Genomic DNA, 22285 nt, shown 5'->3' with positions numbered 1-22285 from the left:
GTCCGGTCCAAGCCCAGGTGGTGGGCGATGCGGGGGGCGGTCCAGCCCTGGGCCCGGCGGCGCACCTTGTGGGGCATTAGGGGGTTGGTCTTCGGTTCCCCCAGTTGGGCATCCTCCTCGGGAGTCGGGTGGAGGCCAAAAGGTGCTGGCATGAGGCGAGGACAAGGCGGGAGCACTTAGCCCCCCACCCCCCGCGCCCGGGCCCAAAGGCCCTCGAGGCGCGCATCGGGAACAAAGGGGAAAGGCCCTTCCACATTTACCTCCCCAAAGGCGGGATGCCGGGGATTGAGCACCAGGTTCCACCCCTCGGGCACCACGACAGAAGGCACCCGCAGGGCCAGCCCCTCGCCCGCTTCCAGGAAAGCCCGCCCCAACGCCTGGGTGGAAGCCGGGTAGGGCAGGTTCCGCCAGTCCTCAGGCAGGGCCTTTGGCTCCCGGATTAGGGCCTCGGGCACCTCCAGCCGGAAGTAGACGTAGCCCCGCAGGGAGGGGAACTCCAGGGCGTAGGCCAGCCACTCCAGGACCGCCAGGGCCAGGTGCTCGCTGGCGTAGACCGCGGGCAAGCCCTTGGGGTTCCAGCGCCCGCCCCTCAAGGCCGCACCCCTCCCGGTGAGGGCCTCTGGAGCGTGGGCCTCCTTCACCAAACGGTAGGCCCGCATGGGCTAGAGGTAGACCCCTTCCTCCAGGTTGTCCACGAGGTCCAACACTGCCTCCAGACCCGCCTCGTTGCCCACCAGGTCCAAGGGCCTTCTGCCCCCTAGGGCCGGATTGGGGGTCTTGAGGAAGCGGCGGGCCCGGGCCTCGTCCCCGTGGAAGAGGAGGGCCCGCTCCCAAAGGCGGTAGAGGCGGTAGAGGCGGTCGGAAAGCTCGGGGGTGAGCCTGGGGCCTTGGCGTTGCAGGGTCCTCGGGGTGGTGCGCAAGGCCTGGGCCAGTTCCCCTTGGGTGAGCTCCAGGCTCTTGCGGATCTCCTCCAGGGCTTCCCGCGGGAGCCCTTGGGCCACCAGCTCCGCCCGGTCCAGGGGGTTGGCGGGTAGGGTCATGAGCTTATTGTCGTATTTGTGGCGACAAAATGCAACTCCAGGGAGGTTCAGACTGGACCGCTATGCTGCATAGAGCCCCAGGAACCGCACGGAGCCCGCCCGGCGGTTTGTGGCGCGGGGGTCGGGGTCCTGGGATAGGGTCTCGCGCAAGATCGTGGAGAGCAAACTACCCCAAAAGGGGGTACACAGGTCAAGCCTGAGGCAAAGGGGATACATTCCCAGAAGGCAAGGTCGCCAAGGTATAATGGGCCTGTCGCCTGCGACCTTCTGGCATGTAGAACCTGTGCGGTAGCCCCCCAGAGGCCCAGGTATCAAGAAACCCTCGCAGACCATGAAACCTTATGTAGCCTTGGACCTTGAAACCACCTCCCCCAACCCGGAGGAGGCGGAGATCCTGGAGATCGCCGCCCAGGACGCGGAGGGCCGGACCCGTCATTGGTACGTAGCCACCTCCACACCCCTCGAGGCCAGTCACGAAGCCTTCCGGATCACCGGCATCCCCTTTGAGGAATACGAGCGGGAAAAGGTGCCGTTAGAAAAGGCGCTCAAGGAGTTCCTGGATTTTGTTGGGGATCGCCCTCTGCTTGGCCACAACCTACTACGCTACGACCTGCCCATTCTGGAACGGGTCCTGGGGCAGATTGGTCTGAAACTCCCTCCCACAGCAAAACCCGCTTTGGATACCCTGCGCTTAGCGCATTTGGTTTTTCCCAAACCACCCGACGGGCTTCCCAGTTACCGCCTAGGGGATCTCTACGCCCACCTCACCGGATCACCCTTGGAAGGGGCCCACCGGGCCCAGACCGACGTGGAGGCTACTTGGAGCGTCCTGACCGGGCTGGTGCTGCAAAAGCTGCCCGAGGGGGTGACCCGGGCCTGGCGGGAGCTCAGGCTCCCCGAGGGGGAACTTTTTGCGGAAACCCCGGTCCTGGTCAAGGAGCTCCTGGCCACACCCGCTTCGGTGGAGCCAGTTTTGTACGAGGGTCAGCGCCTGCCCCATCCCTCCCTCTTGGGAAAAGACCTCCTCCCCCAGAGGAGGCCAGCCCAGGAGCTGATGTTCGCGAAGGTAAACGAGGCCCTGCAGGATGGACGCCAGGTGCTCCTGGAGGCCCCCACCGGAACGGGCAAGACCAAAGGATACCTCTATCCCGCTTTGCACCGGGGTGAGAAGACCTGGGTAGCCACCCATACCAAGGTGCTCCAAGCTCAGGTTCTGGACGAACTCGCGAACCTGGGCAAAATGGGCTATGAGGTCAAGGCAGCCCTGGTCAAGAGCCCACGAGACACCCTGTGCCCGGAGGCCCTCTTCGAGCTCTTCCTGGACCTTAGGACGGAAGAGGACGAAGAGCTCAGGACCGCGGTGGGGCTCCTCCTGCACTACGCAGCCCTTGGGGAGCACGACCTCGAGGCCCTTCCCGGTTACTGGCACTTCTCCCGAGGCTTCCGCGAGGTGAGAAACCGGGTAGGCACCAATCCCCAACGCTGCCGGGCAGACTGCCCCTTTTTCCACTCCTGCGCGTTCCAACGCCAGCTAAACCATCGCAAAGCGGCTCAGATCCTGGTTGCCAACCAGGCTTACCTCCTGGCCAACTTCCTGCGGGCCGAAGAGGAGCAAGGAGAGCCAGTAAAAGAGGCTCACCTGGTGCTTGACGAGGCCCACCACCTCGAGGACACCGCCACCGAAGCCCTCACCTTGGTCCTGGACCACGAGGAACTCACCCACGTGATCAACCGCCTGGCCCATCCCCAAAAGGACCGGGGCCTTCTCAGGGATGACCGTCGGCTGGCCGAGCTGTCCGAGGAAAAGCAGGCCAAGGCTAAAGAGGTCGTCCAAAAGTTGCTTCCCAGACTTCGTGAGACCTTGAACAACTATTCCCGCCATCTGGTGGCCCTCATCAAGAAGCGTGGTTCTGGAGACCAGCGCTACGGCCTTAGCCTGGGGCTGGGCAGCACCTGGCGTAGGTTCGAGGAGTGGCCCCTCATCGATCGGGAGGAGCAGTCTCTCATTGATGGGCTTCGTCAGCTTAAGGAGGCGCTCAAGCTCATAGGCCAGGACCCGAGAAGCCTCATGGGGCGGGACCTGGCACCCATTCAGGAGTATATCCAGGACGCGCTGGATCTACTCTTTGAGCGGCGCAAGGTGCTCGGGCTGGCCCAGGGGAATCCCGACCCCAACAGGCTCCACCTTTCAGAATGGGACCCCATAACCGAGAGCTGGCGCCACCTGGCTCAGCCGGTGGACATCTCACTCGCCCTCAAGGCAAAGCTGTGGCCCCGCTTCAAGAGCGTCATCCTCACCAGCGCCACCTTAAGCGTGCCCACCCAGAGCGACCCTGAGGGGTTTGCTTTCTTCAAACGGCTCTTGGGCCTTGAGGAAGCCATACACCAGCGGTTACCCCCCTCTCTCCCCTACGAAAAAGCACACCTGGTGGTGCCCCGCCACCTCCCCGAAGCCCGCGAGAGCACCCTGCCCCGCTTCCAGCGCATGCTCCACCAGGAACTTAGGGTCCTCCTACCCGAAGCCCACCGCAGCCTCTCCCTCTTCACCAGCTTGCGGCGGCTAGAAGATGCCAAGGAGGCCCTGAAGGACCTCCCCCACCTTCTTGCCCCCCTTACCCGCAAGGAGCGGGAGGACATAGCGAGCCGGATCAAGCAAGACCCCAAGGCCCCGGTGGCCGCCCTGGGCTCGCGGAGCTACATGGAAGGGGTGGACTTCCCGGCGTTGAAACTGGTGAACCTGGAGCGAATCCCCTTCCCCCTGCCCTCCCTACTCCTGACCAAGCGCATGGAGCAGGCCTATGAGCAGGGGCTGGACCGATGGTGGGACTATTACCTGCCCAAGGCCGCCCTTTCCTTTGCGCAGGCCTTCGGTCGGCTGATCCGGGATCAACGAGAAGTGGGGGACGGAGCCTTCGTCCTTTGGGACAAAAAGCTCCTCAACGCCGCCTACCAGGGGGTCTTTTACCGTGCCCTACCGCCGGGCGTTCACCGACACTTCCCCGAGGATCGGAAGGAGCTTTACGACCTGCTGGCGGAGATCCTGGGGGTAGACCGGGCCCGGTTCCCCCAAGAGGAACTGGAAGAAGAAGCCCAGCGCCGCCTGAAGGAAATTCTGCAATCGAGCCTCGAGCCCCGAGAAAAAGCCCGGCGGATCGCACAGGAGGTGTACGGGCTTTTGCTGGATGGCGAGCGCTGGACCAAGCAAGCCCAGGCCGTCCAGGCGGCCCTCGAGGGAAAAGACCTGGTGGCCCTGCTACCCACCGGCTTTGGCAAGAGCCTTGCTTTTCAGCTTCCCGCGTTTATGCAACCGGGCCTCACCCTGGTGATCTCCCCGTTGGTGGCCCTGATGAAGGACCAAGCGGACCGGCTCATGGAGCTGGGTTTGCCGGTGGGTGCGGTGCACTCGCTGATGGGCTCAGGCGAGCAAAGGAGCGTGCTGGATGAGGTCAGGACTGGTCGGGTGCAACTTCTCTACGTAAGCCCCGAGCGTCTCAACCGGAGCGAGGAACTTTGGAAGCTGCTCCAGGAGAGGCACGCGGCGGGGGAACTTCGGCGGGTGGTTTTCGACGAAGCCCACTGTTTGGTGGAGTGGGGCTTTGACTTCCGACCGGACTACCTCAAAGCCCTGGAGAAGCTGAAGCCCCTGGAGGGGGTTCCAAAGAGCTTTTTCACCGCCACCCTAAGCCCGAAGGACTTGGAGCTGTTGAAGAAGGCGGCGAAACTGAGCACTTACGAGCTGATCAAGCCCACAAGCTTCCACCGCCCCAACCTTCACTTTGTGGTGAGGAAGGCGCAGGGGGAGGTGGGCAAGTTCCAGATCCTGGCCAAAGCCCTTCATTGGCTCGTGGAGCAAGGCGAAGGTGGCAGCGCCATCGTGTACACCGCTACCCGCGCCGAGGCAGAGCGGCTGGCTTGGGCCCTGGGCCGCCTCTTCCCTGACCTGCAGGTGGAGGCGTACCACGCGGGCCTGGGCCCGGTCCCCCGCCGCGAAGCCCAGGAGCGCTTCGCCTCCGGCGAAACCCGGGTCATGGTGGCCACCACCGCCTTCGGCATGGGCATCGACAAGGCGAACATCCGCCTGGTAATCCACTGGCAGCCCCCCCGCAGCCTGGAGGAGTACATCCAGCAGTCAGGGCGTGCGGGGCGGGATGGAAAGGATGCCTACTGCCTGCTCCTATGCACCAAGAGGGACTGGGCGCTTCTTCGCTGGTCTGTCGGGGCGGGAAAAGCCCGCGATGCCGAGGCGGACTTTGTCAACCAGCTCATCGAACTGCTGCAAGAGGAAGTTGTCTTAACGGATTACCGAGAAAACCTGTACCGAGAGATTTACGCCAGCGAACCCGAAGAAGGCGAAGCCGAGGATGTCCTCCGGGAAGAGGACGATGAGGAAGAAGAAGACGAGGAAGAGACCACCGCCCCCGTTCGGCGGGAGTTAGGCCTCGAGAACCTTGAGCGCACCCTCTCCAGCCTTGAGCGGGCTGGGGTGTTACGCTACGAGTACTTGCCGGGAAAGGTCCTGCTCCAGGAGTCCGAGGAGACTCTCCGCAAGTACCTCACGGCCGAAGAAATGGCCCTTCTGCGTCAGGCTGGCTACCGGGGTAGCGAACGGGGCGATGAGCTTGACTTCTCCCGCATCCTAGAAGATGCCCAAAACCTGGACCAAAAGCTTTACCAGCTCTTCCGGGAGCGGAAAATAGGGCTTTACCAGTACCGGGAACCCCTGCTCCGCGTGGAAGCGGGCGAGCGCCTCGAGGGGGGCTACCGCCAATGGGACAAGGAGCGGCGAAACCTTAAGAACGAGGCCGAAAAGCGGTTAAATCAGGTGGAACGCTACGCCGAGTACAACCGCTGCCGTCCCCAGGCTCTGCTCAAGCATCTGGGCGAGACCCTGGCCCCCTGCGGCACCTGCGACGTTTGCACGCGCGAGAACGGCCCTTGGGAAGCCCTAGAGGCCTTGGAGGCGGAGGAGCTTGAGCGGGCTTACCGCCCCCTGGACACGCTGTTAGCCTTTTTCGCTTGGGCCGAGGACAATGCTTGGTCACAGGAAGAAGGCCACATGTATCTAGGCAAAGAAAGCACCATAAGTGCTCTGCGGGGCAAGGACCGCGTCGGGAACAGCCTCCTGGGTCGCAAGTACACGGATAACCGCTACTTCGGCCACCTCTCCTTCATCCGACGCAAGGAACTGGAACGCGCCTTTGAGGAGGCGGTAAAGCAGAAGTATCTTGAGAAAAAGGGCGAGTACAACGGCAGCCCGCTTTACGGGCTTACCGAGCGGGGCCGTGCCCGCTACGAGCGCCGACTGAGGAAGGAGGAGGTGCATGGCGGAGCCTGAGGAGGTCTTGAGGGAAGTGACGCGGATTGTCCTCGGCCTTCCACCCGAGGCCAAGGGCTCCTTGTCCTCCCTGAAGAAGGACCTCGAGGCCCTGCCGCTAAACCTCAAGGAAAGGCCCGCCACCCCCTCCATCCTGGACAAGCAACCCCTTAGAGGCCCGCTCCAGGAAAAAATGCCTCGTAAGGTCGCTGTGGGCGAGCCAGCCCCTAACCAGGAAGACCTCCCGCGCAGGTTGCGAGAGTACCAAAACAGGTTCAAGAAAAAAGCGGACGAGGCTGAAAAGCTCAAGGTGAAGCTTCAGCAGGCGGAAAGAGCTTTAAAGGAAGCGGAGAGCGCTAAAGCAAAAGCTTTGCAGGAGGCAGCACATTGGCGCAAGGAGCTTTCGCAGGTTAAGGAGGAAAGGGATCGCCTCAGTAAGGAACTGGCAACGGTAGGGGAAGAAAAGCGAAGGCTCCAGACAGAAAAAGAGGCGCTGAAAGAGCAGCTTGAGACCCTTGTAGGGCGCGTGGCGGAGCTGGAGGCCAGGCTGGGTGAGCTGGAGGGCATTGCGGAGCAAAAGGAGGACCTCGAGGCCCAGCTTGCCAGGCTCAGCAGCTTTAAGGAGACCCTGCCCGAGCCCTTCCCCCAGGAGGCCTTGCTTCGGGTGCTGGTGCTGGAGTACCCCAGCTTTGGGGGCAAAGCAGAAGAGCGGGTAATGGCCCTTATTGAGGGATACCAGGCCCTTCTCAAAGGAGAAGACCACCCTGCCCTCCGCCACAGCAACCGTGAGTTCCTTAGGGGCGAAGCGGAGGGAATTGTGCTGGTGGGGCTGGAGAAGTTGCTGGAAGACCTGGTCAACCTTCCCCTCGCCCGCTGGCTAAGAGTGCACGCCTTCCGCCTAGAGGCGTTATTGCAGGAGGGCCAGCGGCTTTCCTCACCCCGCTTGACGGAGGAGTGATGGACTGCACAGAGGCGCTGAGGTGGTACGAGCGAAGGTGGGAGGAAGATAGAAAACGTTGGGAAGAGCAAAAGAAAAACCTGGAAGAGCGATTGGGGGAGCAAAGTAAGGAGATCCTGCAGCTCAAAAGGCAGCTCGAGATCCTCAGCCAGCAATGCGAGGAGCACAAACAGGCCTTGCAACAGGCCCAGAAGCAGTTGGAGGTGCTGTCTCGGCCTGCGTTGAACGAGGGCTTCTTCCGCCACCTGGCGCAGGCACTGGAGCTTTGGGACCAGGCGCTGATTGAGGAGGCCCGTGAACTGGGCGGACGCAGACTGGAGCCCTGGCTCAAAGCCATCTGGGAAGAACGGGAGGCGGCCCTTTCTCGGGCCCTCGCCGGTGAGATACCCGACTGGCGGCGGGTGCGCACGAGTCTCGTGCTGGAATGGGCCCTCCTCACCTGGCTGGAGGGGATACGGGATGGTTGACTCTTGGACCCACGCAGCCAACCTGGACAAGGCCGTGGAACAGGGCGGGGTGGCCCAGGCCCGCGTGGCCCAGGAGGACTACGAAGGGGTAAAACCCCTCATGCGCCTGGTGTGGCAGGGTAAGCGGTGGGAAAATCTTCTGGAAACCGTCCGCTCGCGAGGGAAAGAACTGGTTCCCGCCCGCGTACTCCTCGGTTATCTGAGAGGGTATTTCCTCTATAGGGAGGTACCAGAAAACGACCAGACCTTCTGGCGCAATTTTCTGAGGGACCTGGGAGTGGAAAACACGCATCCTACCCAGGCCGAGTACAACCGCTTATGGGAGGTTCTGAGGTGGCATGAAGAGACGGCGCGTTGCCTCAAGTTCCATGAAAACGGCGATCGGGACTTCATAGGTACTCTGGATGCAATCTTCCACTTCAAGGCCCTGCGCCTCGCCGTGCTTAAGGAGTACTTCCTACATTATTACCGCACTGGGGAGCTCCCCGCGAGGGCCCAGGCATACGAGCAGGTGTTCCGCAGGCTTGAGGAAGCCTTGCAACTCCTGCTGGAGCTTGAGGAGAATGCGCTTCCCGACTTGGGCAACGAGCAGGCGGTTTTGGATCTTTTTCAAGAGGCCGGCCTCTATTTGGGGGAGCCCAACCCCGTGCGGCTCCTCTTTAACCGCTCGGATCAAGCCTTGAAAGACCTCTACTGGAAACTGAGGGATGATAAACCGCCTATTGAGCGCGCACACAAACGCACCCATTTGCGGCACAAACAGGTGAAGAAGGTCGAACCCTTAGAGTTCCCTCCTAGTCTGGAGAAAATACAGCCGGCGCTAAACCAGGAGCCCCTCGTGGAGGGGTGGAAGGTTTATGGGAAGGTCACGCTGGAAGATGGGCGCTTTAAGCGCTTTGCCTGGGTACCCCGATTCACCCCCGAGGGAGACCCCATCCCCGAGGAGGTTGTGGTTGCGTTTGAGGATGGCGAGGTGGTGCGCTTTCGCCTACACCACCAGGCCTTCGCTGTTCGCTTCTCCGAGCCGGTGTGGAAGCCTGGGGAACCCCTCGAGGTACGCCCCATCGGCTTTGACCCTGCTCACCATCCCCTACGCTTCCTTCTGGCCTCCGGGGGAGAGGCCAAGGAAAACCTTGAGGAGTTGGTTCAAGCGATGGATGAGGAGGCCGGCCAAGAGGAGCAACTCGTCGTGGAGGTGAGGACCAACGGCAAGACGGACGAGTGGCGGCGGATCGCTGTGTTGCCTGTGGAGGTAAGGCCACGCCTGGATGCCTGGGTTGACCTCCAGGGGGCTTTCGTCCGCACCCACCCCCCGGGCTGTGCCGTGCGGGTACAAGTATTCGCTGGGGAGCGTCTGGTACAGGAGAAAATATTGAAGCCTGAAGTCCAAGGCACTCTGGCGGTACGGGCCGCACTGGTTCCCTTACAAGTCCACGTGCAACTAGGGAGTGAAGCGCGATCTTTTACCGTAGCCCCCAAGGGGTGGCCCCAGCACTGGTGGAGGCTTGGCCTTGGCCTGGGGATTATCGCCAACGCAAACCGCAATGCGCAAACCGGTTAGTAGAACCTGGGCTTTACCCACATCTTCAATACCAGCAGGCGTTTGCCCGCTTTTCCCAGTGGATCCGGAGAGGACTTAAGCACATGAAGGCGAGGCTCCCCTCAAGAGATGGGCCAGCCTCACCCAACGGTTATCTCCCAGGGCATCGTAAACCATGACCTAAAGCACCTCAACAAAACAAAACCCAGGCCCATGGCCTGGGTCGCAATCCCCTTACGGGGAAGCATCTCGTGCAACCCTTCAGCGGCTGGTAATAGGCAGGGTTTTTAGTGATGTCGCAATCCCCTTACGGGGAAGCATCTCGTGCAACTTGGTCTACGGCCCACCCCTCTGGGCGGTGTGCTACGCGTCGCAATCCCCTTACGGGGAAGCATCTCGTGCAACTTGAGCATGCCCTAGCCGTTTTGGATGGTTGGGGCGGCGGTGTCGCAATCCCCTTACGGGGAAGCATCTCGTGCAACGTATGAACATCGGCGAGCGCTTGAGGCGGCTACGGGAGCAGTCGCAATCCCCTTACGGGGAAGCATCTCGTGCAACCGTGGTGACTGGCCCTGAGGACGACCTGCGGACCTTCCGACGTCGCAATCCCCTTACGGGGAAGCATCTCGTGCAACTGTACCCCCTCAAGAACACCGTCCTGGACATGGCTCCCGGAGGGGGGGTTTGTGAGAATCATGAAGGCTGGAATATGCACATGGCGTATACCGGGGGTTTTGCGGGGTTTGGGCCGATGAAAAGCCACAGGAGAAAGGGCCGATGAAAAGGTGAAAGCGCATATTGCCCTTGCCCAAGAGGAAAACCGCCTTTCAAGATCCCCGTCCGGTGGTCCGGACATACCCATTGTAGCATCTCTCTGCGCCGTTTTACTGGGTTCAACACAGATGGGGTTTTCAGCGTTTTGGAGGCACGTACCAATACTTACGGGGTGGATACTTTGGCTTTGCAGCGCGTCAAGTGGAGGGATAACTGTGGGATAGACCACTTTGGGCGAAAGGACTCGCAAGGCCTTTTCCCGACAAGGGCTTCCCCCAAGCTTGCCGCCAGGACCGCCAAAAGCCCGGCGTAAGGCTTGCGAAAGCCTCGAGGCTCCCCCTGCCCCTTACCCGCCGCCCCGGGCGCAAATGGAAGCTGTACCGCGGGTCTTCTCCTCGAGGGCCAGTTAGAGGCGCAAAGAAACCTGCTATAGGCAAGTATGGGGCGAAGGCCCTTAGGCCTCCTCCCCCTCCCAAAGCCTCTTCCAGGGATCCCGTACCCTAAGCACCTCCCACCCCTCCCCAGTCCAGAGAAGCTCCAAAGGCCTTGGGGTATCCAGGTAAGGGAGGCTCATGCTGCTCCCGTAGGCGCCCGCCTCGAGGATCGCCAAGGCCTCCCCCTCCCGGGGTGCGGGCAGGCGCACCTCCCGGGCCAGGATGTCCCCAGCCTCGCAGGCCGGGCCCGCCAGGTCAAACACCCCTTCCTCGCGGCCCTCTCCTGGGTAAAGGGGCAGGACGGGGTGACGGGCCCCGTAAAGGGCAGGGCGGATAAGGCTGGACATCCCGGCATCCAGAAGCACATACCGCCTGCGGGTTTCCTTCAGGCCCACCACCCTGGATACCAGAACCCCCGCCTCGGCCACCAGGTACCTGCCCGGCTCCAGCCAGATCTGGGCTCCGTAAAGCCGGGCCAGGCGCTCCATGGGCTCCCGAAGGGCCGCAAGGGGGAGGTCCAGGCCAAACCCCCCTCCCAGGTCCAAGACCTTCACCGGCCCCACCCGGGGACGGAGGGCCTCGAGGACCCCATAGCCCTCCAGGAAATCCTCCACCCGGCTCAAGGCCGAACCCAGGTGCAGGTGAAGGCCCAAAAAGGCCAACCCCTTTTCCCGGATGGCCCTCACCAAGCCCGGCACCGCCTCCGGCAACACCCCAAACTGGCTTTCCCCCCTGCCTGTGGCCATGTGCGCGTGGGTCTTTACCGGAAGGTCCGGGTTCACCCGCAGCAACACCCCGGCCCCGGGAAGGTATTGGGCCACCCGCTCCACGTCCCCCGCGGAGTCCAGCACCACAAAGGGCACCCGCCCCCTGAGGGCGGAAAGGGCCTCCGGGGCCTTCACCGGGCCATTCCACACCACCTGGTCCGGGCCAAAGCCCGCCCGGTAGGCCCTGAGCACCTCCCCCAGGGAAACCGCCTCCGCCCCAAGGCCCAAGGCCCTAAGGCGCCGAAGAAGCCCAAGGCGGGGATTGACCTTCAAGGCGTAGAAAAGGCGGGCAAAGGGAAAAGCCTCCCGCAGGCGCACCAGCCGGGCCTGGACCCGCCCCCAGTCGTAGGCGTAAAAGGGCGTGGGATACCGGTCCAGGGCTTCCCGCAGGGCTTTTTGAAAGGCGGGCTCCAGCATCCTACCCCTTTAGGCTTCCCAGGGTAAGGCCCTGGATGAAGTAGCGCTGGGCCAGGAGGAAGACCAAAATGGGCGGGATGGTGCCCAGGGTAAGCCCAGCCATGAGCACCGTCCACTCCGTGGAAAACTGCCCCTGGAACACCGCCAAGCCCACGGTGAGGGGGCGCATCTCCAAGGAATGGGTGACGATGAGGGGCCAGAGAAAGCTGTTCCACCCCGCCAAAAAGGTGAAGGTACCCAAGGTGGCCAAGGCGGGGGCCGCCAGGGGCAGGGCCACCCTCCAGTAGACCTGCCAGGGGCTCGCCCCGTCCACGATGGCCGCCTCCGCCACCAGGGCCTTGGCCCGCATGGCCCAAAGTCTACAACGGCCTGGGATTGGTAGGCAAGTGGTACGATAGGGCCATGGGGGCCCCAGAGGAGGCAAGGGCCCTGAAGGCCCCACCCCTCTCGGCGACCCCGGGCCTTAGGGTAGGGAGGTGAGTCCGTGGCGGCCATGGGTCCAAAGTACCTGGAGGTGGCCAGGAGGCTAAGGGAGGCCCTCCTCCAAGGCATCTACAAGGAGGCCTTACCCCCGGAGCGCACCCTGGCGGAGGCGCTTGGGGTCTCCCGGGACAGCCTGCGCAAGGCCTTGGACCTCTTGGAGGAGGAGGGCCTGGTGGTCCGCAGGCAAGGAAGCGGCACCTTTGTGGCCAAGCGGGCCACCTTCCGCACCCGCCTCCTGGGCTTCAGCGAGGAGATGCGGGCCCTGGGGCTCCGGCCGGAAACCCGCGTGTTGCAGGTGGAAAAAGGCCCCCCCACCCCCGAGGAGGCCATGGCCTTGGCCCTCTCCCCTGGGGAAGGGGTGCTGCGCCTCCTGCGCCTGCGGCTGGCGGACGGGGAACCCATGGCCCTGGAGCGGGCGGCCCTGCCCCTTTGGGCCCTGTCCGAGGTCCCAGAGGGCTCCTTGTACCAGGCCCTCGAGGCCAAAGGCCTCCGCCCGGTGCGGGCCCTCCAGCGCCTTAGGGCGGTGGCCGCCCGGGAGGAGGCGAGGCCTTTGGGGGTGGAGCCGGGAAGCCCCCTCCTCCACCTGGAGCGGGTGAGCTACCTGGAAGACGGCAGGCCGGTGGAGTTCGTGAAGAGCTGGTACCGGGCCGACCGGTACGAGCTTTTGGTGGAGCTCTCATGAGGGTCCTGGGCCTCATGTCCGGCACCAGCGCCGACGGGGTGGACCTGGTGCTGGCGGAGTTTCAGGGCAGGCCACCCCGGGTGGCCCACCGGGTGTTGGAGCACCGCCTAGGCGAGGTGAACGTCCTGGGCCGGGCCACGGGGGGCCGGGACCTCCGCGCCGGGCAGGCGGTGGAACCCTAGGAGGCGAAGATGCTGGAAGGCACCATCCTTACCCCTACCGGTTTCGTCCAGGGCAGGCTCCACTTCTCCGAGTGGATTGAGGCCATAGAGGAAGCCCCCGTGGAGGGCCCCTACATCCTCCCCGGCTTCCTGGACCTCCACGTCCACGGGGGAGGGGGAAGGGAGGTGATGGAAGGCCAGGAGGGCGTGGAAGCCACCCTCCGCTTCCACCTCCAGCACGGCACCACCGGCCTTTTGGCCACCACCGTCACCGCGCCGCTTCCTGAGCTGGAAGAGGCCCTCAGGGGCATCCAAAAGGCCATGGCAGGCCCCCTTGGGGAAGCCCTCCTCGGCGTCCATCTTGAAGGCCCCTTCATTTCCCAAGACCGCCTCGGGGCCCAGCCCCCCTTCCCCCTCCTCCCGGATCTGGAAATCGCCGACTGGCTCCTCTCCCTAGCCCCGGTCAAGGTCCTCACCCTGGCCCCCGAGCTCCCCGGGGCCCTGGACCTTCTCCGCTTCCTGGCAGAAGGCGGGGTGCGCGTCCAGTTAGGCCATACCGCCGCCACCTATGCCGAAGGGGAAGCCGCCCTGGAAGCGGGCGCCTTTGGCTTCACCCACCTCTACAACGCCATGACCGGCCTCCACCACCGCGAACCCGGGGTGGTGGGCCTGGCCCTGGAGCGGGGCATGTGGGCCGAGATCATCCCCGATGGCCTCCACGTGCACCCCGCCGCCCTGAAGCTGGCCCTGAAGAGCATCCCCGGCCTTTACTTCGTCACCGACGCGGTGGCGGCGGCGGGGATGCCGGATGGGAAGTACCCCTTGGGTGTCCACCAGGTGGAGAAGCGGGGCCACGGGGTCTGGCTTGGGGGCTCCTTGGCGGGAAGTACCCTCACCATGGACCAGGCCCTCCGGAACCTGGTGGCCTGGGGGGTGCCCTTGGAGGAGGCGGCGCGCAGGCTTTCCTCCTATCCGGCCCGCTACCTGGACCTACGGGACCGGGGGGAGATCGCCCCTGGGAAGCGGGCGGACCTGGTGGTGCTGGATCACGACCTCAGGGTGCGGGAGGTGTACCTGGGGGGAAAGCAGAGGGTTTAGCGCCCTCGAGGGTCCAGCACGTCACGGAGCCCATCCCCTAGGAGGTTGAAGGCCAGCACGGTGAGGAGGATGCCCACCGCTGGAGCCGTGGCCGCCCAAGGGGCCTCGGCCATGTAGTTGCGGGTTTCCGCTACCATGGCCCCCCACTCCGGGGTAGGGGGCTGGGCCCCAAAGCCGATGAAGGAAAGCCCCGCGGCGGTGAGGATGGCCGCCCCCACCTCGTAGCTGGCCTGCACCAGGACCGGGGTGAGGGCGTTGGGCAGGAGGTGGCGGAAAGCTACCGGTACGGGGACCTAGCCCCCGGCCTCCTACCCCTTCCCCTTTGGCTTCCTCACTTCGCCGGGGGCCGGGGTCCTGACCCTGGCCATGGGCTTCACCGGCATCCCCCGGGCCCTGGCCGCCTGGGCCGTGGAGGCGGGGATTACCCCCGTGCTCCTCATCCTCTTTCTGAGCCTGGTGTACGTCGTGCTGGGGTGGTTCCTGGACGGCATCTCCATCGTGGTCCTCACCATCAGCGTCATCCTGCCGGTGGTGAAGGCCATCGGGGTGGACCCCCTTTGGTTCGGGGTCTACCTGGTGATCATGGTGGAGCTGGCCCAGATCACCCCACCCGTGGGCTTCAACCTCTTCGTCATCCAGTCCCTCACCGGGGAGGACCTTTTCCAGATCGCCCGCTACGCCCTTCCCTTTATGGGGGTGCTCCTCCTCATGGTGGCCCTCCTCGTAGCCTTTCCCGATATGGCCCTCTGGCTTCCCCGGACCATGACCGGAGGATGAAATGCAGGTCATCCCTTTGTGGACGGGTTTTCCTGGGAGAACCCACCGCGGCTACCTGGGTGCCTCTAGCGCCTACGCCATCCTGGCATCCAAGGTGGTTCTTTACGACACCCTGGGTTTCGGCGAAAGGGAAGGGCTTTATGACCGCCTCAATGACCTGGGTATACCCCCGGAGAGGGTGGAGGTCGTGGTGGTAAGCCATCTCCATTTCGACCACGCCGCCAACGTGGACCTTTTCCCCTGGGCAGAGGTCATCCTGCACCCGCGGGAGTGGGCCCATGCCGAGAGGGTGGCCCGGAATCCCCTCGAGGACCCCGCCTGCCTCTACCCTCTCCTCCCCCTCCTTGAGCGCCTTCACCTCAAGGAGGTGGCCACGGAAGAGGAGATCATGCCAGGGCTCCGCCTGCTCCATCTGCCCGGGCATACCCCGGGGCTATTGGGCCTCGAGGTGGAGGGCATGGGCGTCCTGGTCAGCGATGCGGTCAAGAGCCGCTTTGACCTAGAAGGCCCCCCAGCACCCCCCTGTTGGAACCCGAAGCTGGCCCTGGAGAGCCGGGCCCGCATCCGGGAATACCCTCGCATTTTCCCCGGCCATGACACCCCTTTGGTACGGAGGGGGGAGTCCCTTGTACCGGAGGCCATGGCCGAGTTAGGCCTCGTCTTTGGGGGTAAGGAGGTTAAGCTTACGGTGTGATAGGGAGGTTAGCATGTTCATTGACCTCAATGCCGACGCCGGGGAGTCCTATGGGACCTTCACCTACGGCCACGACCGGGAGATCTTCCCCCTGGTGACCTCGGTGAACCTGGCCTGCGGCTTTCACGGGGGAAGCCCAAGCCGGATGCGGGAGGCGGTGACCCTAGCCAAGGCCCACGGGGTGGCGGTGGGGGCCCACCCGGGCTTTCCCGATCTGGTGGGCTTTGGCCGCCGGGAGATGGCCCTAAGCCCCGAGGAGGTGTATGCGGACGTGCTCTACCAGATCGGGGCCCTCCACGCCTTCCTAAGGGCGGAGGGCCTTAAGCTCCACCACGTGAAGCCCCATGGGGCCCTCTACCTCAAGGCCTGCCGGGATCGGGAAACGGCCCGGGCCATCGCCGAGGCGGTAAAGGCCTTTGACCCGGAGGTGCCCCTGGTGGTCCTCCCGGGCACGCCCTACGAGGAGGAGGCCCGGAGGGCGGGCCTAAGGGTGGTCCTCGAGGCCTTCCCCGAAAGGGCCTACCTGCAAAATGGCCAGCTCGCCCCCCGCTCCCTGCCGGGAAGCTGGATCACCGATCCCGAAGAGGCCGCCCGCAGGGCCCTGAGGATGGTCCTGGAAGGCAAGGTGGAGGCCCTGGACGGCGGCGAGGTGGCGGTGCGGGCGGAGACCCTTTGCATCCACGGGGACAACCCCCGGGGCCCTGAGGTGGCCCAGGCAGTGCGCCGGGCTTTGGAGGAGGCTGGGGTGGAGATCCGGGCCTTCTAAGCGCCGATGCATGGGGGTTGCCGCCATAGGCAGGGAAGAAAGGTGATGCCCGAAGTCTTTCTAGGGTCCCCGCCGTGGCCCAGGCCACGGCGGGGTATTTAGCGCCACACCCCCCGCTCCCGGAAATAGCGGACCGCCCCCTCGTGGTAGGGCACCTTGCCACCGCGGGAGCGCACCGCGTTCTCCAAGGTGGTGTCCCGGGCCGGGGCCACGGCGGCGTAGAGGCTCTGCAGGTTTTCAAAGACCGCCTTGACCATGGCGTAGGCCACCTCCTCAGGAAGGCTTGCGGGGCAGACAAAGACGTTCCAGAAGGTGAGTGTGGGAGCGTCGAACCGGGTATTGTAGACGCCCTTGGGGATGACCCCGGTGTCCACCACCCCAGGGAAGCGCCGCATGAGCACCTGCACCGGGGTGCTCTCCTTCAGCAAGGGCACCAGGAAAAGCCGCTTCCCCTTGCGGGCCAGGCTACCCGAGAGCTCCAGGATGCTTCCCGTGGGCAACCCCCCGGACCAGAAGAAGGCATCCAGGTTCCCCTCGGAAAGCATCTGGGCGCTCTCGGCCACCCGCACCCGCTCCCACTTGGCGAAGTGGACCTTGGGGTCAAACCCGGGGATGGCGGCCCCCATAAGGATCCGGGCCTCGTACTCGATGATGCCTCCCGCCACCTCCGTGGACACCCTCTTGCCCCGCAGGTCCTGAAGGACGCGGATACCGCTGTCCTCCGTGGTTACCACGTGAAGGTAGTTGGGGTACATGGTGAAGAGGATCCTCACGGGGGCAGGCTTCCCCTGAAAGCGCTCCTCCCCCTGGTAGGCCATAAGGGCCGCATCCGGAAGCACGGTACCGCAGTAATAAACGCCCCTCGCCGGGTCCGTGCGGTCCCGCAGGAGCATGAGGTTCTCCATGGAACCGCCCGATTGCATGGCCTGGGCTTGGACCACCCCCGCTTTGCTGAGGATCTCCGCCACCGCGGTGCCGTAGTAGAAGTAGACCCCGCCCACGCCGCCTGTGCCGATGAGCACCTGGGGCTTCTGCGCCAGGGCCAATCCCAACACCAAGGCCAAAGCCAACCAACGCATACCGCACCTCCGGGGTACGCCTACAGGCTACCCGCGGGCGAGCCGGAACGCAACCCTCCCCTTTGCGACGCCCGTGCGCCTAGCCCGAAACCGCCCTCGAGGCCCGCATCCCCGCCTGGGCCGCGGCCAGGCGGGCGGTGAGCACCCTAAAGGGGCTTGCCGAGGTGTAGTCCAAAAGGTCGGCCACGAACTGCACGCTCCTGGCCTCCCCCCCGTGCTCCCCGCAAAGGCCAAGCTTGAGCCTAGGGTTGGCCCGCCTCCCCTCCTCCACCGCCAGCCTTAAGAGCCTCCCCACCCCCTTCTCGTCCAGGCGCTCCGTGGGGTCAAAGGGGAAAAGACCCTCCTCCACGTAGCGGGGGAGGAACTTCCCGGCGTCATCCCGGGAGAGGCCGAAGGCCATCTGGGTGAGATCGTTGGTGCCGAAGCTGAAGAAGTCCACCATGGGGGCGATCTCCGCCGCCAGGAGGGCGGCCCGGGGGGTCTCGATCATGGTGCCGAAGGGAATGGGCCCGTACTCCCGGAAAAGCTCCTCCGCCAGGGCCCTGGCCCTTTCCACCTCCTTGGGGTCGGCCACCAGGGGCACCATCACCTCCGGGCGGGGGTCAAAGCCCTCCTCCCTAAGCTCCTTGGCCGCCTCCAGAAGCGCCCTTAGCTGCATGCGGAAGACGTTGGGGCGCAGAAGGAGGAGGCGAACCCCGCGGAAGCCCAGCATGGGGTTCTGCTCCTCCAGGGCCTTGGCCCTCTCCAGGAGGGCCTTGGCCTCCTCGTCCCCGGCGTGGACCTTGGCCTCGAGGTCCGCAAGAGGGGGCAGGAACTCGTGCAGGGGCGGGTCCAGGAGGCGCACGGTGACGGGCAGGCCGTCCATGGCCTTCAGGATCTCCTTGAAGTCCGCCTTCTGGAAGGCAAAGAGCTTCTCCAGGGCCTCCGCTTCCTCCTCGGGGGTATGGGCCAGGATCAGGCGGCGCACCCAAGGGATGCGCTCCTCGCGGAAGAACATGTGTTCCGTGCGGCAAAGCCCGATCCCCTCCGCCCCGAAGGCCCGGGCCCTTTGGGCGTCCTCCGGGGTGTCGGCGTTGGCCCGCACCCCCAGGCGCCGGTGGGGCTCGGCCCAGGCGAGGAGCTCCTGCAGGAGGGCTTCCCCCGCGGACTCCACCAGGGCCACCGCCCCCAGGTAGACCTCCCCGGTGCTACCGTCCAGGGTGAGGATCTCCCCCTCCCGGATCTCCACCCCGTCCACCTGGGCCCTCCCCTCCTCCGGGTAAACCCGGAGGGCCTCGGCCCCCACCACCGCGGGCACCCCCAGGCCGCGGGCCACCACCGCGGCATGGGAGGTGAGGCCGCCCCGGGCGGTGAGGATGCCCCGGGAGAGGTACATGCCGGTGATGTCCTCGGGGGTGGTCTCGGGGCGCACCAGGAGGGCGGGAAGCCCCTGGGCGGCGTAGCGCTCCGCCGCCTCGTTGCTGAAGACCGCATGCCCCACCGCGGCCCCGGGGCTTGCGGGAAGCCCCTTGAGGAGGGGCTTGGGGGCCTTGTCCCGGTCCACGGCAGGCCGGAGGAGGCCGGGGAGGGCGTTGGCCTCCACCCTGAGGACGGCCTCTTCCCGGGGGATGAGCCCCTCCTTGGCCATCTCCACCGCGATCCGCACCGCGGCCTGGGCGGTGCGCTTCCCGGAGCGGGTCTGGAGGAGGAAAAGCCTCCCCCGCTCCACGGTGAACTCAAAGTCCTGCATGTCCCGGAAGTGGCGCTCCAAGAGGGCCGCCACCTCCTCCAGCTCCCGGTAAAGCTCGGGGGCGTACTCCTTGAGGCGCTCCAGGGGCTCCGGGGTGCGGATCCCCGCCACCACGTCCTCCCCTTGGGCGTTCCTCAGGTACTCCCCGTAGAGGCCCTTCTCCCCGGTGGCGGGGTTACGGGTAAAGCCCACCCCGGTCCCCGAGTCCTCCCCCAGGTTGCCGAAGACCATGGCCTGGACCACCACCGCCGTTCCCAGGTCCTCGGGGATGCCGTAGATGCGGCGGTAGGTCTTGGCCCTGGGGTTTTGCCAGCTGCGGAACACCGCCAGGATGGCCCCCTGCAGTTGCTCCCAAGGGTCCAAGGGGAAGGGGGTTCCCCGGGCCTCCAGGTGGCGGAGGTACTGGAAGGAAAGGGCCTCGAGGTCCTCGGGGGAAAGCCCCGTGTCGCTCCGCACACCCCGTTTTTCCTTCAAGGCGGAGAGCATGCCCTCAAAGACCTCCGCCTTCTCCCCCAAGACCACCTCCCCGTACATGGCCAGGAGCCTCCTAAAGGCGTCCCAGGCGAAGCGGGGGTTTCCCGTGGCCCGGGCGAGGGCCTCCACCCCTTCAGGGTTCAACCCCAGGTTCAGGATGGTGTCCATCATGCCGGGCATGGACACCGGGGCCCCGCTGCGCACGGAAAGGAGGAGGGGAGGGGTATTCCCCTCCCCTTGGCCGAAGCGCTTCCCTACTAGGCCCTCGAGGGCCGCCAGCTTGGCCCGGACCTCCTCCCACAGACCCGGCACCTCCCCCTCCCTGAGAAAGCGGCGGCAAGCCTCGGTGGTGATGATCAGGGCCGGGGGAACGGGAAGCCCCGACTGGGCCATCTCCACGAGCCCATACCCTTTGCCACCCAAGAGGTCCCGGGAAAGACCCCGGGCCTCGGAAAGGAGATACACCCGCGTATCCGTACCCACACCCCCAGTTTCCCCCGGGTGTGGAAACGTGGAAAGGTGTAAGGCCCGCAGGTCTACACCGCCTTGGGCCCTACCCACCCTCGCCCGGCTACGGGTAGGCTTTCCCCGTGGACTCGAGGCTGGTGGCCCTCCTCCTCGGGGTGCTCCTGGGCACGGTCAGCGAAAGCAGCCTGGCCCCGGCCCTCCCCCTCCTGACCCGGACCTACGGGGTGGGACCGGACACCGCCCAAGGGGTGGTATCGGCAGGGTTGCTGGGGGCAGCCCTCGCCTACCTGCCCGTGGCCTGGGCTGCAAGGTTCCTGGGGGCCCTCCGGCTCTTCCGGCTCGGCCTGGCCTTGCATGCCGCCTTGGCCTTGGCCTTGGCCCTGGCTTCCAGCCTTCCGCACCTGGTCCTCCTCCGCCTGGCCCAGGGGGTGGCCACCGCCATGGTGGTGGGCCTGGTGCCGGGCCTGGCCACCAGCGCCTTTCCCCAGGCTCGAGGCCACGCCATGGGCATGGTGGCCAGCACCGTGGCCACCGGCACCCTCCTGGGCCCTGCCCTGGGAGGCCTGGCGGCCACCTGGGGCCTCCCTTATGTCTTTCTCCTACCCCTTCCCATCGGCCTTTTGGCCCTCCTCTTTTCGGGAAAGCTCCCGGAACTGCCCCGGCAAGAAGGCTCCTTGGGGGACCTTGTGCGGGCTTCTGGCTTCATCAAAGCCCTTCTGGCCACCTCCCTGTACTTCCTGCACACCCTGGGCACCACCGTGGCCCTAGCCTTCCACCTGGGGGCAGAGGGGTTCTCCCCCAGCGCCATCGGTACCCTCCTCCTCATCAACCCCTTGCAGCTTCTCCTCCTGGGGGCCTGGGCTGGCCAGACCGCAGACCGCCTGGGGTACCAACGCATGGCCCTTATCGGGGCCCGCCTCCTGGTAGGGGCGGGCATAGGCCTCGCCCTCTTGCCCCTATGGCATCCCCTTTGGGGCTCGGCCTTGGGGCTCCTCCTCCTGGGCATAGGGCGGGCCCTTTTCCAGGCGGCCAACAACGCCCTGGTCCTCTCCCTGGCCCCGGGGGCCTCGAGGGCCTGGCCTCTGGGGCCCTGTCCGTGGCCCGCGCCTTAGGACAGGCCCTGGGAAGCGCCTTGGCCGGGGGTTCCCTGGCCTTCTTTTATGCCCTCCTCCCCAACCCCAGCCTGGCCTTCTCCGCCACCCTCCTCATCCTCACAGGCCTCATGGGCCTTTCCGCCTGGCTGGTGCGGGGCAGGTAGGAACCCTTCCCCCTCAGCCCCCCTTCCCAGTAAAGGGAAACGCCCAACTTAGCCCAGCAGGTGCCGCATCCGGAGTTGGATCAGGCGGGTGGCCCCAAGGGGGTTCAGGCGGTACAGGAGGTCCATGACCTTTGCGTCCTGGCCCAGGAGGACGCGGAAAGCGTCTCGCTCCACCGCATCCAATAGGGTCTTGGCCGCACGATCCGGTTCCAGCAGGGGCACCTTAGCCCCCTCCCTGGCTTGGGGGGCCTCCACCCCGGAATGCTGGGCAATGCCGGTGCGCATGGCGCCGGGCAAGGCCAGGGTCACCCTCACCGGGGTACCTTGCAGCTCCGCCCAAAGCCCCTCGGTGAGGAGCTTCACCGCCGCCTTGGAGGCGCCATAGGCGGTCTGCCCGGGAACGGGGAGAAAGCCCCCCATGCTGGAAACGTTCACCAGGTGGGCCGGGTGAGGAAGGCCAGGGTCATGTACAGGGTCCCGTAAAAGTTAGCCTTGGGCTTCCCAGCGCTGGCGCAGGCGGGCGAAGATCTCCGCCACCTTGGCCTTGGGCAGGATCACCTGCTCCGTGCGTCCCCGGCCGATCAGGTCCCCCAGCTCGTTGTAGGCCACCATGCTGGCGTGCACCCGGTTCCCCTCGGTGCCCTCGTGCCGGGCCAGGATGCGCACCCGCATCCCCGGCAAGGCCGAGGCCAGGTGGCGCACCTCCACGTAACTGCCAATGCCCTCCTCCCCCTCCTCCAGGAAGGGGAGGATGATCTTGCGCCCGGCCAGCTCCATGTGCTTGGCCATCCAGTAGGTGGCGTAGACGGGGTGCACGGGGCCGAGCTCCTCAAAGTCCACGGTCATCTCCGGGGTCACCACGGTCTCAAACACCGCCTCAAAGCCGAGAGGGATGGGGCGCATGG

General features: G+C 65.3%; 16 protein-coding genes, 4 pseudogenes and 1 CRISPR repeat array. Of the genes and pseudogenes, 11 read left to right on the top strand and 9 right to left on the bottom strand.

What is annotated here, in order from left to right:
* Window positions 1–176: 176 nt before the first annotated feature.
* Window positions 177–659: an RES family NAD+ phosphorylase gene (locus BS74_RS05215; RefSeq protein ID WP_081914560.1), complete on the bottom strand. Its 483-nt coding sequence runs from the start codon at window positions 657–659 to the stop codon at window positions 177–179.
* A 3-nt stretch (window positions 660–662) separates the two neighbouring features.
* Window positions 663–1040, bottom strand: a complete 378-nt coding sequence (locus BS74_RS05210; RefSeq protein WP_051946754.1) for an antitoxin Xre/MbcA/ParS toxin-binding domain-containing protein — start codon at window positions 1038–1040, stop codon at window positions 663–665.
* Between the two features lie 331 nt (window positions 1041–1371).
* Between BS74_RS05210 and BS74_RS05205 the strand changes: the two genes are divergently transcribed.
* The 4 genes from BS74_RS05205 to BS74_RS05190 all read left to right on the top strand — a co-directional run bounded on the left by BS74_RS05205 (window position 1372) and on the right by BS74_RS05190 (window position 9340).
* On the top strand, window positions 1372–6375 hold the full coding sequence (locus BS74_RS05205; RefSeq protein ID WP_038056669.1) for a RecQ family ATP-dependent DNA helicase: 5004 nt from the start codon (window positions 1372–1374) through the stop codon (window positions 6373–6375).
* A 505-nt stretch (window positions 6376–6880) separates the two neighbouring features.
* Window positions 6881–7312: a hypothetical protein gene (locus BS74_RS12385; protein WP_245606081.1), complete on the top strand. Its 432-nt coding sequence runs from the start codon at window positions 6881–6883 to the stop codon at window positions 7310–7312.
* Between the two features lie 92 nt (window positions 7313–7404).
* On the top strand, window positions 7405–7779 hold the full coding sequence (locus tag BS74_RS05195) for a hypothetical protein (protein WP_245606080.1): 375 nt from the start codon (window positions 7405–7407) through the stop codon (window positions 7777–7779).
* A complete protein-coding gene (locus BS74_RS05190; RefSeq protein ID WP_038056667.1) occupies window positions 7772–9340 on the top strand; it encodes a hypothetical protein in 1569 nt (522 codons plus the stop codon). The genes BS74_RS05195 and BS74_RS05190 overlap by 8 nt, the downstream gene beginning before the upstream one ends.
* Before the next feature lie 201 nt (window positions 9341–9541).
* A CRISPR array of direct repeats spans window positions 9542–9954; the repeat unit is 36 nt; unit sequence GTCGCAATCCCCTTACGGGGAAGCATCTCGTGCAAC.
* A 593-nt stretch (window positions 9955–10547) separates the two neighbouring features.
* On the opposite strand, the gene lysA is transcribed toward BS74_RS05190, so the two are convergent.
* Complete coding sequence (gene lysA, locus BS74_RS05185; RefSeq protein WP_038056665.1) at window positions 10548–11711, bottom strand: diaminopimelate decarboxylase; 1164 nt, start codon at window positions 11709–11711, stop codon at window positions 10548–10550.
* 1 nt (window position 11712) lies between these two features.
* Window positions 11713–12060, bottom strand: coding sequence for a carbohydrate ABC transporter permease (locus tag BS74_RS05180; protein ID WP_245606079.1), 348 nt, complete (start codon window positions 12058–12060; stop codon window positions 11713–11715).
* A gap of 144 nt (window positions 12061–12204) precedes the next feature.
* Between BS74_RS05180 and BS74_RS05175 the strand changes: the two genes are divergently transcribed.
* From BS74_RS05175 to nagA, 3 genes are read left to right on the top strand one after another with little or no spacing between them, the layout of a single operon-like run.
* Complete coding sequence (locus tag BS74_RS05175; RefSeq protein ID WP_038058876.1) at window positions 12205–12876, top strand: GntR family transcriptional regulator; 672 nt, start codon at window positions 12205–12207, stop codon at window positions 12874–12876.
* Complete coding sequence (locus BS74_RS12380) at window positions 12873–13058, top strand: anhydro-N-acetylmuramic acid kinase (protein ID WP_081914559.1); 186 nt, start codon at window positions 12873–12875, stop codon at window positions 13056–13058. Before BS74_RS05175 ends, BS74_RS12380 begins: the two co-directional genes overlap by 4 nt.
* A 9-nt stretch (window positions 13059–13067) precedes the next feature.
* Window positions 13068–14135: an N-acetylglucosamine-6-phosphate deacetylase gene (gene nagA / locus BS74_RS05170; protein ID WP_038056662.1), complete on the top strand. Its 1068-nt coding sequence runs from the start codon at window positions 13068–13070 to the stop codon at window positions 14133–14135.
* Here the strand turns inward: nagA and BS74_RS05165 are convergent.
* Window positions 14132–14416: pseudogene (locus BS74_RS05165) on the bottom strand (ABC transporter permease); the annotation flags it as partial. The gene nagA and the pseudogene BS74_RS05165 sit on opposite strands and share 4 nt — an antisense overlap.
* Window positions 14417–14477: 61 nt before the next feature.
* Here BS74_RS05165 and BS74_RS05160 point away from each other — a divergent pair.
* From BS74_RS05160 to BS74_RS05150, 3 genes and pseudogenes are all read left to right on the top strand, one after another.
* A pseudogene (locus BS74_RS05160) lies at window positions 14478–14912 on the top strand (TRAP transporter large permease subunit); the annotation flags it as partial.
* A gap of 1 nt (window position 14913) precedes the next feature.
* Window positions 14914–15606: an MBL fold metallo-hydrolase gene (locus tag BS74_RS05155; RefSeq protein ID WP_038056658.1), complete on the top strand. Its 693-nt coding sequence runs from the start codon at window positions 14914–14916 to the stop codon at window positions 15604–15606.
* 13 nt (window positions 15607–15619) lie between these two features.
* Window positions 15620–16372 (top strand): LamB/YcsF family protein, encoded by a 753-nt coding sequence (locus BS74_RS05150; protein ID WP_038056656.1) that lies wholly within the window; start codon window positions 15620–15622, stop codon window positions 16370–16372.
* Between the two features lie 98 nt (window positions 16373–16470).
* Here BS74_RS05150 and BS74_RS05145 read toward each other — a convergent pair whose 3' ends face one another.
* Together BS74_RS05145 and ppdK are read right to left on the bottom strand one after the other, a co-directional pair.
* Window positions 16471–17451 carry a TAXI family TRAP transporter solute-binding subunit gene (locus BS74_RS05145; RefSeq protein ID WP_038056655.1) on the bottom strand — a complete coding sequence of 327 codons (981 nt, stop codon included), beginning with the start codon at window positions 17449–17451 and terminating at the stop codon, window positions 16471–16473.
* A gap of 79 nt (window positions 17452–17530) precedes the next feature.
* On the bottom strand, window positions 17531–20137 hold the full coding sequence (gene ppdK / locus BS74_RS05140; RefSeq protein ID WP_038056654.1) for a pyruvate, phosphate dikinase: 2607 nt from the start codon (window positions 20135–20137) through the stop codon (window positions 17531–17533).
* Window positions 20138–20244: 107 nt separating this feature from the next.
* On the opposite strand from ppdK, the pseudogene BS74_RS05135 reads away from it, so the two are divergent.
* Window positions 20245–21380, top strand: a pseudogene (locus tag BS74_RS05135) (MFS transporter).
* A 48-nt stretch (window positions 21381–21428) separates the two neighbouring features.
* Here the strand turns inward: BS74_RS05135 and BS74_RS05130 are convergent.
* Both BS74_RS05130 and BS74_RS05125 read right to left on the bottom strand, forming a co-directional pair.
* A pseudogene (locus BS74_RS05130) lies at window positions 21429–21874 on the bottom strand (SDR family NAD(P)-dependent oxidoreductase); the annotation flags it as partial.
* Window positions 21867–22283 carry a thioesterase family protein gene (locus tag BS74_RS05125; RefSeq protein ID WP_038056653.1) on the bottom strand — a complete coding sequence of 139 codons (417 nt, stop codon included), beginning with the start codon at window positions 22281–22283 and terminating at the stop codon, window positions 21867–21869. The gene BS74_RS05125 and the pseudogene BS74_RS05130, both read right to left, overlap by 8 nt.
* Between the last annotated feature and the right edge of the window lie 2 nt (window positions 22284–22285).

Source organism: Thermus amyloliquefaciens (assembly GCF_000744885.1).
Classification (GTDB): Bacteria; Deinococcota; Deinococci; order Deinococcales; family Thermaceae; genus Thermus; species Thermus amyloliquefaciens.
The sequence above is the reverse complement of the archived record's forward strand: the minus strand, read 5'-3'. Positions and strand labels throughout refer to the sequence as shown.